The following is a 14,357-nucleotide window of genomic DNA, read 5'->3' as shown; positions in this document are numbered from 1 at the left end:
TGACCGAGGGCAAGCTGTACCGGTACCGGGCCTGGGTGCGCTCGTACTACAACAGCGGCGGCAGCTATCTCGCGGGACCGTCGAACGCCTCGACGACCGGCTGGTGCTACTTCAAGGTCGACCCGACCGCGCCGAAGGCCCGAAGATCACCGTCGGCAGTCCCTACTCCGCCTGCACCGACACGGCCTGCCCTGCCGGAGGCGGCCCCGGCCAGAAGGCCACCTTCACCTTCGCCCCGGCCACGGGCGACTCGAACGTCGCCTACCAGTACAAGCTGTCCTCCGCGGACGCCTGGTCGACGCCCATCAACGGATCAACGGTGTCGAAGGACATCACGCCCGACAGCTCCGGCACGTACAGCCTGTATGTGCGGGCGAAGGACACGGTGGGCCGCTGGGGCGCCCAGAACGTGGTCGACTTCCTCGTCGCCGCGGGTGAGGGCCCGGTCGGACGCTGGCACTTCGACGAGGCGAGCGGCACGGCTCTGGACTCCGCGACCGGCGACGGCAGCGACGACGCGACACTGGGCGGCGGCGCGGCCCGCGACGACCGCGGGCGGCGCGGACTGATCACACACGACAGCGAGGGACAGCCTCTGGCGGAGGCAGTCACGGACAAGGGGCTGTCGCTGAACGGGACCACCGGCTACGCGGAGACCAGCGCGCCGGTGCTGGAGACCCGCTCCGCCTACACGGTCTCCGCCTGGGCGCGGCTGGACGAGGGCGGCAAGAACGCCTCCGTGCTCGCACAGCCCGGGGGACAGGGCAACACGTTCGTGCTCTGGTACCTCGCCGATGTGAAGCAGTGGTTCTTCGGCGTACTCGACCAGGACGGCTCCACCCTCCGAGGGAAGTACTCCGTCTACGCCGCCCAGACGGGTGTGTGGACCCACCTGGCAGGCAGCTACGACCCGGCCACGGAGGAGCTGATCTTCTACGTGGACGGCCGGCGGCAGAGCCAGCCCCTGGCGACCGGCGCGGGCTCCTGGGAGTCCACCGGAGGGCTGCAGTTCGGCCGCTACAAGTTCCCGAGCGGCAACTCCACCTATCATTTCCCCGGCTCGATCGACGAAGTCGCCGTCTGGCAACGGGTCCTGACGCACAGGGAGATCGCCGACGAGACACGCTGTTGGTCTCGGAGCAGTTCGCCGGCGTCGAGCTGGTGGCCGACTGGAACGCCGCGCGGGGAAGCGGAACGACCGTGGCGGACACCACGTCCGGCTACGGCAGGAGCCTGACCCTGGCCGGCGGCGCCGCCATCAGCGATGAGGCCATCGTCCTGGACGGAGTGGATGACGCGGCCACGGCCCCGGGTCCGCTGGTGTACGACCACGCCCCCTTCACCGTGTCCACGCTCGTCGAGCTGGACTCGGCGAAATTGGTGAGCAAGGACATCGGATACACCGGCCAGGTCCTGGGCCGTCGGACGGAGGACGGCTCGGCCTGGGGCTTCTGGTACGAGCTGACCGGCAAGGACACGGTCCTGGACGAGGAGACGCTGGAGGAGACCACGGTGCCGGTCGGCGTCTGGCACTTCGGTCGCCTGAACGCCGACGGCACCTTCTCCTCCGTGGTCTCCGACGACGTGGCGGCTCTGGACAGTCCGGTGCGGCTGACCGGCATCTACGACTCGCTGTACGGCACGATCAGCCTCTATCTGGGCTACGGGCAGAACGGCGACGCGAAGGCGTTCACCGTCCAGCTGGGCACTGGTGACTTCGCTGTCGGCAAGGGCTTCACCAACGGCACTTGGCGGCACCACCTGCCCGCCCGCGTCGCCGAAGTCCGCCTGTGGGCAGGGGCGATGGCAAGCCCGGAGCAGGTCGAAGTCCGCGTAGGCGACTGACCTTCGCGGAGGGAAGGTGCGGCGCCGCTGTTGCGGCGCCGCACCGAAGCGCCACGGCACATCACCTGTCGGCCTTTCACGGCTCTGTCGGTCTTGCATGACGCGGAACAACGGGGTGGGAGCGGACAATCATGGCTTTTGCCCAGTGCTTCGCCTACGACGGCCACGGGCGTCTGACCGAGGCATGGACGCCCGTCTCGCAGAAGTGCACCGACACCCGCAGCGCGAGCAGTCTGGGCGGACGGGCCCCGTACTGGACCAGCTACACCTACAACGACGCCAGCCAGCGCGCCACGGAAACCACACACGCCGACACCGGCGACGCCACCACGACTTACTGCTATGAGAAGGAGGGCCAGCCGCACACCCTGACCGGCACCAGCACGGAGGCGGACTGCACCGCCCCGGAACGCGCCTACGGGTCCGACACCGCGGGCAACACCACCAGCCGTCCCGACGGCACCGCCGCACAGGACCTCGAATGGTCCGACGAGAGCAGATTGACCACCCTCACCGAAGACGGCAAGACGACGGACTACTTGTACGGGGCAGACGGCACCCTCTTGATCCGTGCTACGGAGGGCGGAGAGCGTGTCCTGTACGCGGGGGCGACGGAACTGCATCTGCGGGCCGACGGCAGCACCTGGGCCCAGCGTCACTACAGTTCTGGAGACTTGACCGTCGCCGTTCGCTCCAGCGAGAGCGGCAGCAACGAGCTCAGCTACCTGGTCACGGACCCGCACGGCACCGCCGGCCTCGCCATCGACGCCACGGACCAGGCATTCTCCCGGCGTTACATGACCCCCTTCGGCGCACCGAGAGGTAGCACCACCGGGACCGCGTGGCCCGACGACAAGGGTTTCCTCGGCAAGACCACCGACACCGGCACAGGTCTCACTCACGTCGGGGCCCGCCAGTACGACCCCGAGATCGGCCAGTTCATCAGCGTCGATCCGCTCCTGCAGACGGGCGTGGGCCAGACCCTCAACGGCTACAGCTACGCCGTCCAGAACCCGGCAACCGTCGCCGACCCTTCCGGCCTCGGCGTTCCCGAATGCCACACCGGGGAGATCAAGAATTGCCGTAACGGCGTCCCCGTCAGCACCGGTAAGAAGAAGACCAGCAGCAGCGGCGAGGGTCCGGTCCGAGCCTGCCGCTGTGGCACCCGTCCGCCGCTCGTCAAGGGGATGAAGCCAACTGGCCTCGGCGGCATCCCGGGCCGCCGCAACCTCACCATGCCCTCAGCACCTGCACCGAAGGGCTGGCTGAAGACCACACCGCCCAACCCGGGGCCCCCACCGCCCAACCCGGGGCCCGAGCCCAAGAAGGACGACGGTTTCTGGGGGAAGGTCAAGAACTGGACCGGCGAAACCTTCGGCACCTGGGACGGCTGGAAGACCAGGGTTCTGCCCGGGGCAGCTTTCGCAGCCTGTCTGGTGGCCACGGCAGGGCTGTGCACTGCAGCGGGTGTGGTGGTTGTGGGAGCGACCTTCGTCGGCGACAGAGTGACCACAGGAAGCTGGAACTACGCCGCGGCCGGCAAGAGTCTGGCGTGGACCCTCGCGGGAGGGGCTGTGGCAAGGGGGCTCGCAGGAAGTTGGCGAGCGTCGGCTTTCGTAAGCCGCACACGAGTCAAAACTGTGTCCGAGATGGAGAACGTCACCGTCTATGGATACCGAAAAACCACTGACTGGGGCGCCACTCAAGCGAACATAAGCCTCAACCTCGCAAATGCGGGAACATTCTGCGGGGCGGGCGCTGCGAGTCCAGGGAGCGCTGCAGGGGTGGTGCTGAGGGCGACCCTGCTACCCTGACGTGCTTGAACGGCCAGGAACGAGAGAGAGTAATGGCATCTACAACGAGTCAAGCTGTACTCCGGCGGCGTTCCTGGCTCATTTTTTGCGGGATCGCAATCGTAGGACTTGGAATTGGGTTCAGTGTTGCGGTATTCGTTGGTGACTTTCGGACCGGTTGGCAGGGGATGCCAATCTACTTGGCGCTTGCGATTATCCTGGGGCGAATCGCCAACTGTAAGGTGATCTTGCGTGACGACGCACTCCTGGTGGTCAATCCTCTGCGCACTCATATTGTTCCGAAGGCTCTGATTCGTGGAGCCTTGGTCGGCGATGATGGTAGCCTGGAGGTGGAGCTCGGCGAGGATCGAAATATCTCAGTTTTTGCATTTGGGGGATCTCTCGTCGACCACTTCAAAGGCTCAAGCGGAGAAGCGGCCCGCAAGATCAGCAGGTGGCTGGACGCCCCCCGTGCGACAGGCGAAGCCCAGACCGCCCTCCAGGTGCGCTGGACGCGGTGCAAGTACGCCGATATCTCTCTGGTTCTCTGCGCGGTGATATCAGGAGTGGGTGCGATCTGGATGGCGCTCAGCGGTAGTTCATAGAGAGGGAAAGGCTGAAGTGTTCAGGAGCATCGCGACCCGTCTCTGCGCCTTCTTCGCCGATTTCATGAATCCCGGGCGTGTCACCGCCGGGACTTTCCGGTTGGTCCTCGGATGACACGTCTGATGATGGTGGGAATTCTTGGAATTCTCGGGTTCTGTCTCGCCCTCAATATTCGCGACTCCGTCTATCGGATCTACGAATTCTTCGTGAATCGCGGTCCATTCGCTCCTGGCCCCGGCTTCAGCCCGCTCATCATCAGGATCGTCGGAGCCCTCATAGGCGCCGTTTCGACGTGGTCGTTCGTGCAGGGCCTGACTTCATAGCGCAATTCGAGCGGCGCCGAAGGATCCGTTCCAGGGCTTGCCGCGTGGACGTATGTCACACCTCGAGAGGGGTGACGCATGCGGCGGCGGACATGATCAGCGGCCCACCGCCCCGTGGTTCTCCGACGGTTCCACTGCCTCCGTCGGGAGAGGCGCGCCCCCGCCGGTCTCATGCACCGGGGCCGGGGGGCGGATCAGTGTGGTCAGCCGTGTGGCCACCGGCTCGGTCCAGCGGGCGGTGAGCGGGCCGGCGATGACGAGGATGAGGACGTACGCGGTGGCCAGGGGGCCGAGGGAGGGTTCGATGCCCGCGGTGACGGCGAGGCCGGCGATGACGATGGAGAACTCGCCGCGGGCGACCAGCGTGCCGCCCGCACGCCAGCGGCCCTTGGCGGAGATCCCGGCCCGGCGCGCCGCCCAGTACCCGGTGACGATCTTCGTCAGGGCGGTGACGACGGCCAGGATCAGCGCGGGCAGCAGCACCGGCGGGATGCTGGCGGGGTCGGTGTGCAGGCCGAAGAAGACGAAGAACACGGCGGCGAAGAGGTCTCGCAGCGGCGCCAGCAGGCTGTGCGCGCCCTCGGCGACCTCGCCGGACAGCGCGATTCCTACGAGGAACGCGCCGACGGCCGCCGACACCTGGAGCTGCTGGGCGAGCCCGGCGACGACGAGCGTCACGCCCAGCACGACGAGCAGTAGTTTCTCGGGGTCGTCGCTGGAGACGAAGCGGGAGATGTGGCGGCCGTAGCGGACGGCGACGACGAGGACGAGGCCGGCTGCGCCGAGGGCGATGGCCAGGGTGATGCTGCCCGCCGCGAGGCCGACACCGGCGAGGAGGGCGGTGATGATCGGCAGGTAGACGGCCATGGAGAGGTCTTCGAGCACCAGGATGCTCAGTACGACCGGGGTCTCCCTGTTGCCCAGCCGGCCGAGATCGCCGAGGACCTTCGCGATGACGCCCGAGGAGGAGACCCAGGTGACGCCGGCCAGGACGACGGCGGCGACCGGACCCCAGCCCAGCAGTAGTGCCATGGCCGCACCTGGCAGGGCGTTCAGAGCGGCGTCGACCAGCCCGGCCGAATAGTGCGTCTTGAGGTTGGAGACCAGATCGCTGGCCGTGTACTCCAGGCCGAGCATGAGGAGCAGCAGGATCACACCGATCTCGGCGCCGATCGCCACGAACTCCTCGCTGCTGCCCAGCGGCAGCAGCCCGCCCTCGCCGAAGGCGAGCCCGGCCAGCAGGTACAGGGGGATGGGGGAGAACCGGAAGCGCCCGGCGAAGCGGCCGAGCAGACCGAGGGCGAGGATGATGCAGCCGAACTCGATGAGGAAGACCGCGGAGGAGTGCATGGCCGCTCACTCCCGTCCGAGTATCGCGGCGGCCGCCTCCACGCCCTCACGGGTGCCGATGACGATCAGGGTGTCGCCGCCGGCCAGCCGGAAGTCCGGTGTGGGGGAGGGAATCGCCGCGGCGCGGCGCAGCACGGCCACGATGGACACGCCGGTCTCGGTGCGCATGCGGGTGTCGCCCAGCAGTCGGCCGTTCCAGTGCGACGTCGCGGCGATCTCGATGCGTTCGGCGACCAGGCCCAGTTCCGTGGTCGACAGGAGGTTCGGGCTGTGGTGTGCGGGCATCAGGGCATCGATGAGGGTCGCGGCCTCGTCCGCGGTCAGCCGCACGGACAGGTCACACGCGTCCGGGTCGTCCTTACGGTACGAGCTGACCGTTCGTTGGCCGTCGTGGTGCGCCACCACCGAAAGGCGGCGGTGTTCGCGCGTGGTCAGGTCGTAGCGGACCCCGATCCCTGGCAATGGCGTACTGCTCAGGCGTGGAGCACCCATGGCTGTCCCCTGTCCGGCTCGAGTGGACGTGTTCTCGGTCTCTCGGTCTCTCGGTGCTCCGGGACGAGGGCCCTCGGAAGCGGCACGATCACGGTCTTCCAGGCCATCCTAGAAGGTGAATCTTGACGACTTCTTTACGGAGTCCGGCATACAGGAGCCAGTGAAGACTGCCGGAAGCAGGCACCACTCCTTAACACCGCCACTCAGGACCTCGACTGGTCCGACGAGGGCAGGCCGGCGACTCTCAGCGAGGACGACAAGGCGACCGGCTGGTGCGGCTCATGCTCCGCGACAGCGGCGCCTGGTGCCGACTGGAGGCGGAGGGAACCTTCGCGGTACACGTGGGATGGGACCAGTACCTCTACATCGGCAGCAGCGGGCCCTGCGAGGAGGCAGTGGCCCGCACCCATGCGCTCGGGCTGTTCCCGGAACGAGTGGACTCCTCCCCGTACGACGTGGAGATCGATGAGGAGGACGTCCAGCGACCGGGCGACGACACAGCCGCGCGGCAGGCGGGCACCACGCACCTCCCGCCGGCCTAGGTCCTGTCGTCACATTCCCGTCTGCCGAGCGACGCCATGCACGCTCCCCCACTCTCGGCTTCTCCCCCACTCTCGGCTTCGCTCGAGCGGGAGGGACCCCCATGAGCGGGGTGGCCCCACCGCCGCACCGGGCGAAAGCCCAAGCACATCCAGTACGAGGGCTTTCGCCCGGCACGCCCAGAGCACGCACCTACGCGGACATCAGCCGCTACCGCGGCGGGCGCTCGGCCCGCCCTCCGGGCGGACGACGGGAATGTGACGACAGGACCTAGGCCACGCCGTCGAGCGGACGGAGGAAGCGGCGCTCGTACCGCTTGATGCAGCGGGTCTCACGCGCCAGTTCGAACGCTTCCTGGCACTCCGGGTCGGACATGCTGTCCGTGCGGTACTGCTCGTACGCGGCCAGACTGGGAAAGGAGAAGAGGGCGTAGGCGATGTCGCTGTCGCCCTCGCTCGGCAGGAAGTAGCCGTGGTGCGTCCCCCCGAAACGGTTCACGAGCCGCACCCAGCGGCGACCGTATTCTTCGAAGTCCGCAAGCTTGTCGGCGTCGATCTCGTATTTCAGATGAATGGTGACCATGCCGCATGATGCCGCATCACGGTTCTGACTCGACCGGACATCGCCGTGGCACCGCTGTGACATGGCAACACATCGGCATCTGACGGCAGTTCGTCCACGCGCCGCCTTGAACCGGCAGTCCGGTCCCGCCCCGTCAGGGTTCGACGTCAGCAGGTTTTCCGGAGATGGCCGCTCGCGCCCTTGAGTACGACGTCCTGGTCGCGGCGGATGATGCTCAGCGTGTCGCTCCAGCCGGAGCACGCGTTCGCCATGCCCTTCGCCGTGTACTCGACGACCAGCACATTGTTGTCGAACGCCGCCGCGAACTCGCCGCACTCGTTCCACTGGCCGCACTCCTCCACCACGGCGAAGTCCAGGCCTACGGACGCACGCTCGGACACGAGCTCCAGGGTGTTCTTCTGGGCGACGGCCAGGCCCTTCGCGTGGGCGTGCACCACCAGCAGCTTCATGAACGCCGTGGCCTGACCGGCCGTGAGGTGGTCCGGGAAGCGGGTGAACGTGTCGTAGTTGTCGGGCTCGACGGCCTGGTAACCCTTGGTCGCGCACTCGTCGATCCAGGCGTTCACCTCGGAAGCGATGCGCTGCCGCTTCGCGTCCGTGCGGATGTCCAGGACCGCCTCGCCCCAGTCCTCGTTGTAGACGACATCCCCGCCCGCGTCACGCAGCAGCAGGTCGGAGTCCCAGTCCCCCTCCGCGTTCTCCTGTGCCTGGAAGGCGTTGAAATTGCAGATGTTGTACGCGTCTGGCGCGGCCGCGTCCTCGTGGCTGCGACTGACCACCCGTACGCCGTCCGGCAGGGCGTACGCGCCGCCGATCTGGTAGTCCCACGGCACGTGCTTCGGCGGCGGCGTCACTGTTGCGGCGGAGGCGGAGGCGGAGGCGGAGGCGGAGGGGGAGGGGGAGGGGGAGGGGGAGGCAGGCGCGGTGGTCGACTGGGAACTGTCGTTCCCATGCGACTCGGTTCGCATCGACGTCTTCACCGCCGTGATGCTCAGCCCGGTGACGACCAGGGCCGCGGCGAGGGCGATGAGGACGCGCCGTCCTCGACGTCCGTGACCGACCAGGGTTCTGTCCGCCCCCTCCTCACCCCCGGTGGGGACAGGGCGTGTCTCGGAAGCCTGGTGGCCGGGACGGGCTGAGTCGCCCACTCCCGGCGCGACGGGGGCGGTGGGGGCGGTGGAGGCGGTGGAGGCGGTGGCATCGGGCAGCGTCAGAAGCATCCGGTGCAGTTCGGCAAGTGCGGGGCGGCCGGCCGGATCCTTGGCCAGACAGAGTTCGGCGATGCTCCGGAGCGGTTCGGTGACCCCGTCCAGGACCGGAGCCTCGTACATCACCGGGCCCGGACGAACCACGGCGTCCGGGCCCGCGGGGCAGTGGCGAAGGCCGGCTCAGAACAGGCCCTTGTACCCTTGCCAGCCGGTGGCGATCTTCGAACGGCCGCCGAAGGAGCCCTTGCCGTTGCCGTTGTTGCGCCAGACGGTGCCGGAGGTGTCGCGGGAGACGATGTCGGCTCTGCCGTCGCCGGTGATGTCGCCCACGCCCACGATCATCACGACCGCGGCGCTGGTCACCACGCTCGCCGAGCTGCGGATACCGTCGAGCACCGCCTGACGCGTGGGGACCCCCGCGAGCGCGGCCTCCCTGATCCGGCTCACCACGAACACCTGGTAGTCCATCGAGAGCCCGAACAGGATCACGAAGAGGAAGAGCGGGACACGCGATCCGATCGATCCCGTGGAGTGGAAGTCCAGCAGCCCCTCGGCCCATGTCCCCTGGAAGACCAGGACGAGCAGACCCAACGCCGCCGCCGCGGACAGCAGGTTCAGTACGACACCGATCAGGCCGAGCACCACCGAGCGGAAGGCGTACACGGTCATCGCGAACGTCACCAGAAGCAACGCGCCGAGGACCAGCGGGAGTTTGCCGTTCTGATGGGCGGGATAGTCGGCGTAGCGGGCGACATCGCCGCTCACGCCGAACTCGGCGCCGTCGATCCGGCCCACCGTGGCCGGAAGGAAATCGTCCCGCAGGCGATCGAGGGAGTCGTACGCCTGGTCGGAGTTGCCGAGGTACGGCACCTTCAGCTCCAGGACGCTGGTGCGATGGTCGGCGGACGTCCGTATCCGCGAGGCATCGGCGAACAGCGGGTCGGCGTCGGCGCGTCGGGCCACCTCGCGCAGGGCCGAGGCGATCTCCGCGGCGCGCGAGGCGTCGGCCCGTACGACGACCTGGTGGGTGACCCGTTGCTCGGGGAAGGCCTCGTTGAGCCGGTCGTACACGCGCATCGCGGGGATGTCGCGGGAGTGCGTGTCCCGGCTCATCTTCGTGATCTTCAGTCCGGCCAGCGGCGCGACGAGCGCGAGCAGACCGAGGACCGAGACGCACAGGGTGGCCAGGGGATGCCGGGTGGCGGGGCGCAGGAGCGCGGCCCACACCCGGCCGCCGCCTGACTGGCCTCGCACCCTGCGGGCGGTCTTCCCGCGCTGTGCCCGTCGCAGTGCCTTGCGCTCAGCCCGTTTCCCGAGCCGCACGAGGAGCGCGGGCAGTGCCGTCAGGGAACTGGCCACCGCGACCAGGACGACGACGATGGTGCCGGTCGCGAGTGAGGAGAAGATCACGTCGGAGGCCAGATACAGCGTCGCGGTGGAGGCGACGACCGCGAGCCCGGAGACCACGACCGCCCGGCCCGAGGTGGCGGCCGCCAGTTCCACCAGTGCCTCCGAGCCGAGCCGGCCGCCGGAGCGGGCCCGCTCCTCGCGCTCACGCTTGAGGTAGAAGAGCGTGTAGTCGACGCCGACCGCGAGGCCGATCATCAGGATGACGTTCGTGCCGACCCCGGCGTCGGGGGAGATGTGTGAGGCGACCATGGAGAGCCCGATAGCCGCCGCGATCGACGACAGCGCCAGCAGCAGCGGCACCCCGGCCATGGTGACCGACCCGAACACGACCAACAGCGTGATCAGGGTGACCGGAAGCGTGATCGCCTCGGAGAGCGCCAGATCGTCGCTGCGCTGCTGGTCGACTCCCTTGCTGATGGAGGGACTTCCGGTCTCCTGGAGGAGAAGGCCGGGATGGCTCCGCTGCACCGCCGCGGTCTGCTCCACGAGCGCGTCGACCTTGTCCTTCGCGTCCCGCTCCTCGCCCTTCAGCGTCACCTCGACCATGAGGATCGCGCGGTCGTCGGAGAGCAGCGGGGCGGCCACGCCCGCGACATCGGGCAGCCGCTTCATCCGGGCGGTGAGATCCTTCGCGGCGGCTTGTGCGGCGGCCCGGTCGAGAGCGCCCGACCTGGCGGAGATCAGCACCTGCTCGGTGGATCTGCGCTCCAGGTGTCCTTCAGCGGCCAGGGCCTCGGCGCGCCCGGCTTCACCGACCCGATAGTCCGCCGTCTTCGCGCTGTTCGTACCGACAGCACTGCCGGCCCCCAGGCACAGCGCCACGAACACCAGCCAGCCGACGATCGCCCGCCAGGGGTGCCGCGCGCTCCAGCGAGCCATGCGCACAGACAATGATTTCATGCCCAACAGCCTTGTTGAACAGGCAAGTTGTCGGACAGAGGCATCCGGTTGAACCTGCTGTCCACCGCCCGGTGGACACCGGTGCTGGGGGAAACCCCCGCCGCCCCCCGACCTGACGAGCACGGTGCGGGCCGGCTGAGCGTCGCCGCCGGCGTGATTGGACCAGACAACAAACAAACCCCAGGTCACCGACCTGGGGTTTCACACTGGAGCGGGTGACGAGAATCGAACTCGCGCTCTCAGCTTGGGAAGCGACGGCGCTTGACTGGCCGGTATGGATCTGACCTGCAGAGATGCCTTCATTGTAGACGGCGAATGTTGGTGACGTATTCTTCTATGTACATCACCAACATTGTGGAGGGTGTCCACATGTCTGTGACCCAGATCGACATCGATGACGACGCCCTGGCACGCGCCATGGCTCTGTCCAAGGCCAGGACCAAGAAAGAGGCGGTCAACCTCGCTCTGCACTTCTACGCCGAGCAGCAGGAGCGCGCGGCGCGGATCAGCCGTCACTTCGAACGTGCGAGTGAGTGGGGTGCCGTCGAGGATGCAGAGCACTTGCACCAATCGGAGAAGCGCAGCCGGTGATCTACTTGCTCGATACGTCCGGCCTGGTCCGGCTGCTCCGCGATCCAAAGCTGCAATCGGCCTGGTACGACGCGATCGATGCCGGGGCCATCACATCCTGTTACGTGCAACGCGCCGAGTTCCTCCACAGCGCCCGGAACGGACGCGAGTACGACGAGATCACGGAGATGTTCACTGATCTCTACCCGGACGTGTCGGTGCCGAAGAACGCGGGGCGTTGGATCGGCGCGGTGCAACACCGTATGGCAGGCTGGGGCGCATCGCAGTGCCTCGGCGGCGGACCTCGTCATCGCCGCCACCGCGGCCCATCACGGTCTGGCTGTCCTCCATGACGATGCCGACTACCGTGCTATTGCCCGGCACGCATCCGACCTGATCGAGCACAACATCCACGACGTGGCCTGAGGTGCTCCCGCCTGCCGACACGTGCGGCTGGCCCGGCTGTATCAGACCGCAGACGAACAGGGCCATCAGCGCCCCAGCGAACACCCCGGCCGCACCGCCCCGGTCCCAGAGCGCTGAGCTGAAATCTGCCGGGCCAGTGCTGAGGCGCCCGCTTGCCGGACCTCAGCACTGGCCCTGGCCAGGTCACTTGGCGGACGCCCCGGCATCGCCGGGATCACCGTCTGCGAAAGGCGACCACTGGCGCTGCCGCACTTTCCGGGACGCACCACCATCGACATCGCGGGGCTGACCACCTGGTCGTTGTCCGAGCCGTACGCGGGAAGCGCGTGGATGCGCCGGGGCGCCGACTACGAGCGCCTCAAGGACAGGCTGACCGAGGAACTGCTGGGCCAGGTCTTCCGCTTCTGCCCCCAGTTGCAGGGCCGCATCGACCACACCGAGCTGGCGACGCCGCTCAGCTTCAACCACTTCCTCGGCAGGGAGAGGGGCGACTTCATGTCTCTCGCCCACACACCGCAGCGGTTCGCCCTGCGTGACCTCGGTGCCCACACCCACGTCCCGGGCCTCCTCCTCACCGGCCAGGACGTGGCGTCGGCCGGTGTCAGCGGCGCCATCATGGGCGGCGTCGTCGCGGCCTCCGCCGCCCTGGAGCTCGACGTACTCAAGGACCTCGCGACCGGGTGAGCTTCGGACGCTCCGGCCGACGAACACGCCGAATGGAACACCCGCTTTCCTGAGAGGTGCCGACGGCAGAGCGAGGTGGTCGCCGGACTCGACGACCTGGTGCTCGCCGAGTGTGCGAAGCACCAGCGGTGCCCCGGCAGTGGACCGCGTACGCTGCCCCACAACAGCGAGGCAGGTCGGACAACTGGAGGACAGAGATGTCTTTACATGCGGCGCCCGGTGACCCAGTGACGTCCGGACTCGACCGGCGTACCGAGCTGAGGGAGTTCCTGCGTTCTCGCAGGGCCCGGATCAGGCCGGAGGACGTTGGCCTGCTCTCGCACAGGCGGCGGCGGGTTCCCGGGTTGCGGCGCGAGGAGCTGGCACAGCTGGCGGGGGTGTCGTACGCGTACTACGCGCGCCTGGAGCAGGGATACGGCGACACCATGTCGGCCGAGGTGCTGGACGCCGTGGCCCGCGCCCTGCGCCTGAACGAAGAGGAGCGTGAGCATCTGATCCGGCTGGCCCAGCCCGACCGGCAGAGCGCGACGCAGACCGTGCCGACGCCGCAGCGACTGCGGCCCAGCATCCAGCACCTGCTCGACACGCTCGGTGTGCCCGCCTACGTCGTCAGCCGGCGCCTGGACATCCTGGGGTGGAACCGGCTCGCCGCCGCCGTCTTCGGGGACTGGGACCGACTGCCGCCCGAGGAGCGCAACACGGCCCGGCTGATCTTCCTCTCACCCGAGGCGCGCGACCGGTTCGCCGACCCCGACCGCACGGCGCTGAGAATCGCCGGCGTTCTGCGCATGAACGCCGGCAAAAGCCCCGGGGATCCCTACCTGTCTTCCCTGATCGAGGAGTTGTCGCAGAAGAGTGAGGAGTTCCGGCGGTTGTGGGCACGGCACGAGGTGAGCTGCGGGAGCGTCGGCGAGTCCATGCGGATGCGGCACCCGCTGGTGGGAGAGTTCGACCTCGTCCGCGAGCCCATGGCGCTGCCCGGCGGCGCCCCTGTGCGGCTGAACACCTATCACGCCGAGCCGGGCTCCCGGTCGGAGGAAGCCCTGCGGATGCTGGCCAGTTGGGAAATGGAATCGCTGCGCTGACACAGCGGGGCCGCTACGCACCGACCCGCCCACCCGTCACCCGACCACCACCCCTCAACGACGGCGCTACGCACCGACCCACTCATCGGTTCCGTCCGAGAACTTCTGGTGTTTCCAGATGGGCACCTCGTGCTTGAGGTCGTCGATCAGTTTCCTGCAGGCCACGAAGGCATCTCCCCGGTGCGGACACGCCACGGCGACCACGACCGCCGTTTCTCCCACCGCGAGTTCCCCGACCCGGTGCACCGCGGCGAGGGCACGCACCGGGTGGCTCGCCACGACCTTCTCCGCGATCCGCCGCATCTCGGCCTCGGCCGCCGGGTGGCACGAATACCCCAGTCCGTCCACGTCCGCGCCCGCGTCATGATTCCGCACCGTGCCGACGAACAGCGCGATCCCGCCCGCCGCCTCGTCACCGACGGCCTGGAACACCTCGTCCAGGGAGAGCGGTGTCCGCCGTATCGCGATCAGCCTGATCGGCTGCGGGTGCGCCTGCTCGCCGGGGTGCTCGTGGGCTCGGTCAGCTGCCATGCCGCGATACCT

Annotated in this window: 11 protein-coding genes and 3 pseudogenes; 8 read left to right on the top strand and 6 right to left on the bottom strand. The window is 68.2% G+C overall.

Features of this window, described 5'->3' with window-relative positions; translation table 11 throughout:
* The 3 genes and pseudogenes from F3T56_RS15995 to F3T56_RS15985 form a co-directional block, all read left to right on the top strand.
* Positions 1 to 1,845, top strand: a pseudogene (locus F3T56_RS15995) (laminin G domain-containing protein); the annotation flags it as partial.
* 125 nt (positions 1,846 to 1,970) lie between these two features.
* Positions 1,971 to 3,659: pseudogene (locus F3T56_RS50065) on the top strand (RHS repeat-associated core domain-containing protein); the annotation flags it as partial.
* A 5-nt stretch (positions 3,660 to 3,664) separates the two neighbouring features.
* The gene (locus F3T56_RS15985; protein WP_149825847.1) at positions 3,665 to 4,243 is read left to right on the top strand and encodes a hypothetical protein; all 579 of its coding nucleotides are present in this window, start codon (positions 3,665 to 3,667) and stop codon (positions 4,241 to 4,243) included.
* A gap of 420 nt (positions 4,244 to 4,663) precedes the next feature.
* Here F3T56_RS15985 and F3T56_RS15980 read toward each other — a convergent pair whose 3' ends face one another.
* Together F3T56_RS15980 and F3T56_RS15975 are read right to left on the bottom strand one after the other, a co-directional pair.
* Complete coding sequence (locus F3T56_RS15980; protein ID WP_149825846.1) at positions 4,664 to 5,917, bottom strand: cation:proton antiporter; 1,254 nt, start codon at positions 5,915 to 5,917, stop codon at positions 4,664 to 4,666.
* Positions 5,918 to 5,923: 6 nt separating this feature from the next.
* Positions 5,924 to 6,409 (bottom strand): cation:proton antiporter regulatory subunit, encoded by a 486-nt coding sequence (locus tag F3T56_RS15975; protein ID WP_149825845.1) that lies wholly within the window; start codon positions 6,407 to 6,409, stop codon positions 5,924 to 5,926.
* 281 nt (positions 6,410 to 6,690) lie between these two features.
* On the opposite strand from F3T56_RS15975, the gene F3T56_RS15970 reads away from it, so the two are divergent.
* Positions 6,691 to 6,951, top strand: coding sequence for a hypothetical protein (locus F3T56_RS15970; protein WP_342786938.1), 261 nt, complete (start codon positions 6,691 to 6,693; stop codon positions 6,949 to 6,951).
* A 268-nt stretch (positions 6,952 to 7,219) separates the two neighbouring features.
* On the opposite strand, the gene F3T56_RS15960 is transcribed toward F3T56_RS15970, so the two are convergent.
* The 3 genes from F3T56_RS15960 to F3T56_RS15950 form a co-directional block, all read right to left on the bottom strand.
* Positions 7,220 to 7,531 carry an NIPSNAP family protein gene (locus F3T56_RS15960; protein WP_149825844.1) on the bottom strand — a complete coding sequence of 104 codons (312 nt, stop codon included), beginning with the start codon at positions 7,529 to 7,531 and terminating at the stop codon, positions 7,220 to 7,222.
* A 146-nt stretch (positions 7,532 to 7,677) separates the two neighbouring features.
* Positions 7,678 to 8,526 (bottom strand): endo alpha-1,4 polygalactosaminidase, encoded by an 849-nt coding sequence (locus F3T56_RS15955; protein WP_425473576.1) that lies wholly within the window; start codon positions 8,524 to 8,526, stop codon positions 7,678 to 7,680.
* Between the two features lie 393 nt (positions 8,527 to 8,919).
* Positions 8,920 to 11,049 carry an MMPL family transporter gene (locus tag F3T56_RS15950; protein ID WP_149825843.1) on the bottom strand — a complete coding sequence of 710 codons (2,130 nt, stop codon included), beginning with the start codon at positions 11,047 to 11,049 and terminating at the stop codon, positions 8,920 to 8,922.
* A 369-nt stretch (positions 11,050 to 11,418) separates the two neighbouring features.
* Here F3T56_RS15950 and F3T56_RS15945 point away from each other — a divergent pair, with 369 nt between their 5' ends.
* From F3T56_RS15945 to F3T56_RS15930, 4 genes and pseudogenes are all read left to right on the top strand, one after another.
* Complete coding sequence (locus F3T56_RS15945) at positions 11,419 to 11,640, top strand: type II toxin-antitoxin system VapB family antitoxin (protein ID WP_172638969.1); 222 nt, start codon at positions 11,419 to 11,421, stop codon at positions 11,638 to 11,640.
* A pseudogene (locus tag F3T56_RS15940) lies at positions 11,637 to 12,045 on the top strand (PIN domain-containing protein). The gene F3T56_RS15945 and the pseudogene F3T56_RS15940 overlap by 4 nt, the downstream one beginning before the upstream one ends.
* Before the next feature lie 300 nt (positions 12,046 to 12,345).
* A complete protein-coding gene (locus tag F3T56_RS15935) occupies positions 12,346 to 12,729 on the top strand; it encodes a phytoene desaturase family protein (protein ID WP_246203644.1) in 384 nt (127 codons plus the stop codon).
* A 227-nt stretch (positions 12,730 to 12,956) separates the two neighbouring features.
* On the top strand, positions 12,957 to 13,814 hold the full coding sequence (locus F3T56_RS15930; RefSeq protein WP_149825842.1) for a helix-turn-helix domain-containing protein: 858 nt from the start codon (positions 12,957 to 12,959) through the stop codon (positions 13,812 to 13,814).
* Positions 13,815 to 13,880: 66 nt separating this feature from the next.
* Here the strand turns inward: F3T56_RS15930 and F3T56_RS15925 are convergent, their stop codons facing one another.
* Positions 13,881 to 14,345 carry a molybdenum cofactor biosynthesis protein MoaE gene (locus F3T56_RS15925; protein ID WP_149825841.1) on the bottom strand — a complete coding sequence of 155 codons (465 nt, stop codon included), beginning with the start codon at positions 14,343 to 14,345 and terminating at the stop codon, positions 13,881 to 13,883.
* Positions 14,346 to 14,357 lie beyond the last annotated feature (12 nt).

Source organism: Streptomyces tailanensis, from assembly GCF_008386495.1.
In the GTDB taxonomy this organism is placed as follows: Bacteria; Actinomycetota; Actinomycetes; order Streptomycetales; family Streptomycetaceae; genus Streptomyces; species Streptomyces tailanensis.
Note: the sequence above shows the minus strand (reverse complement) of the source record. Positions and strands in the feature narration are given on the sequence as shown.

Excerpts from the sequence above, each read along its gene's own strand:
- F3T56_RS15980 (WP_149825846.1), bottom strand. The coding sequence starts at position 5,917 with ATGCACTCCTCCGCGGTCTTCCTCATCGAGTTCGGCTGCATCATCCTC.
- F3T56_RS15975 (WP_149825845.1), bottom strand. The coding sequence starts at position 6,409 with ATGGGTGCTCCACGCCTGAGCAGTACGCCATTGCCAGGGATCGGGGTC.
- F3T56_RS15970 (WP_342786938.1), top strand. The coding sequence starts at position 6,691 with ATGCTCCGCGACAGCGGCGCCTGGTGCCGACTGGAGGCGGAGGGAACC.
- F3T56_RS15960 (WP_149825844.1), bottom strand. The coding sequence starts at position 7,531 with ATGGTCACCATTCATCTGAAATACGAGATCGACGCCGACAAGCTTGCG.
- F3T56_RS15950 (WP_149825843.1), bottom strand. The coding sequence starts at position 11,049 with ATGAAATCATTGTCTGTGCGCATGGCTCGCTGGAGCGCGCGGCACCCC.
- F3T56_RS15945 (WP_172638969.1), top strand. The coding sequence starts at position 11,419 with ATGTCTGTGACCCAGATCGACATCGATGACGACGCCCTGGCACGCGCC.
- F3T56_RS15925 (WP_149825841.1), bottom strand. The coding sequence starts at position 14,345 with ATGGCAGCTGACCGAGCCCACGAGCACCCCGGCGAGCAGGCGCACCCG.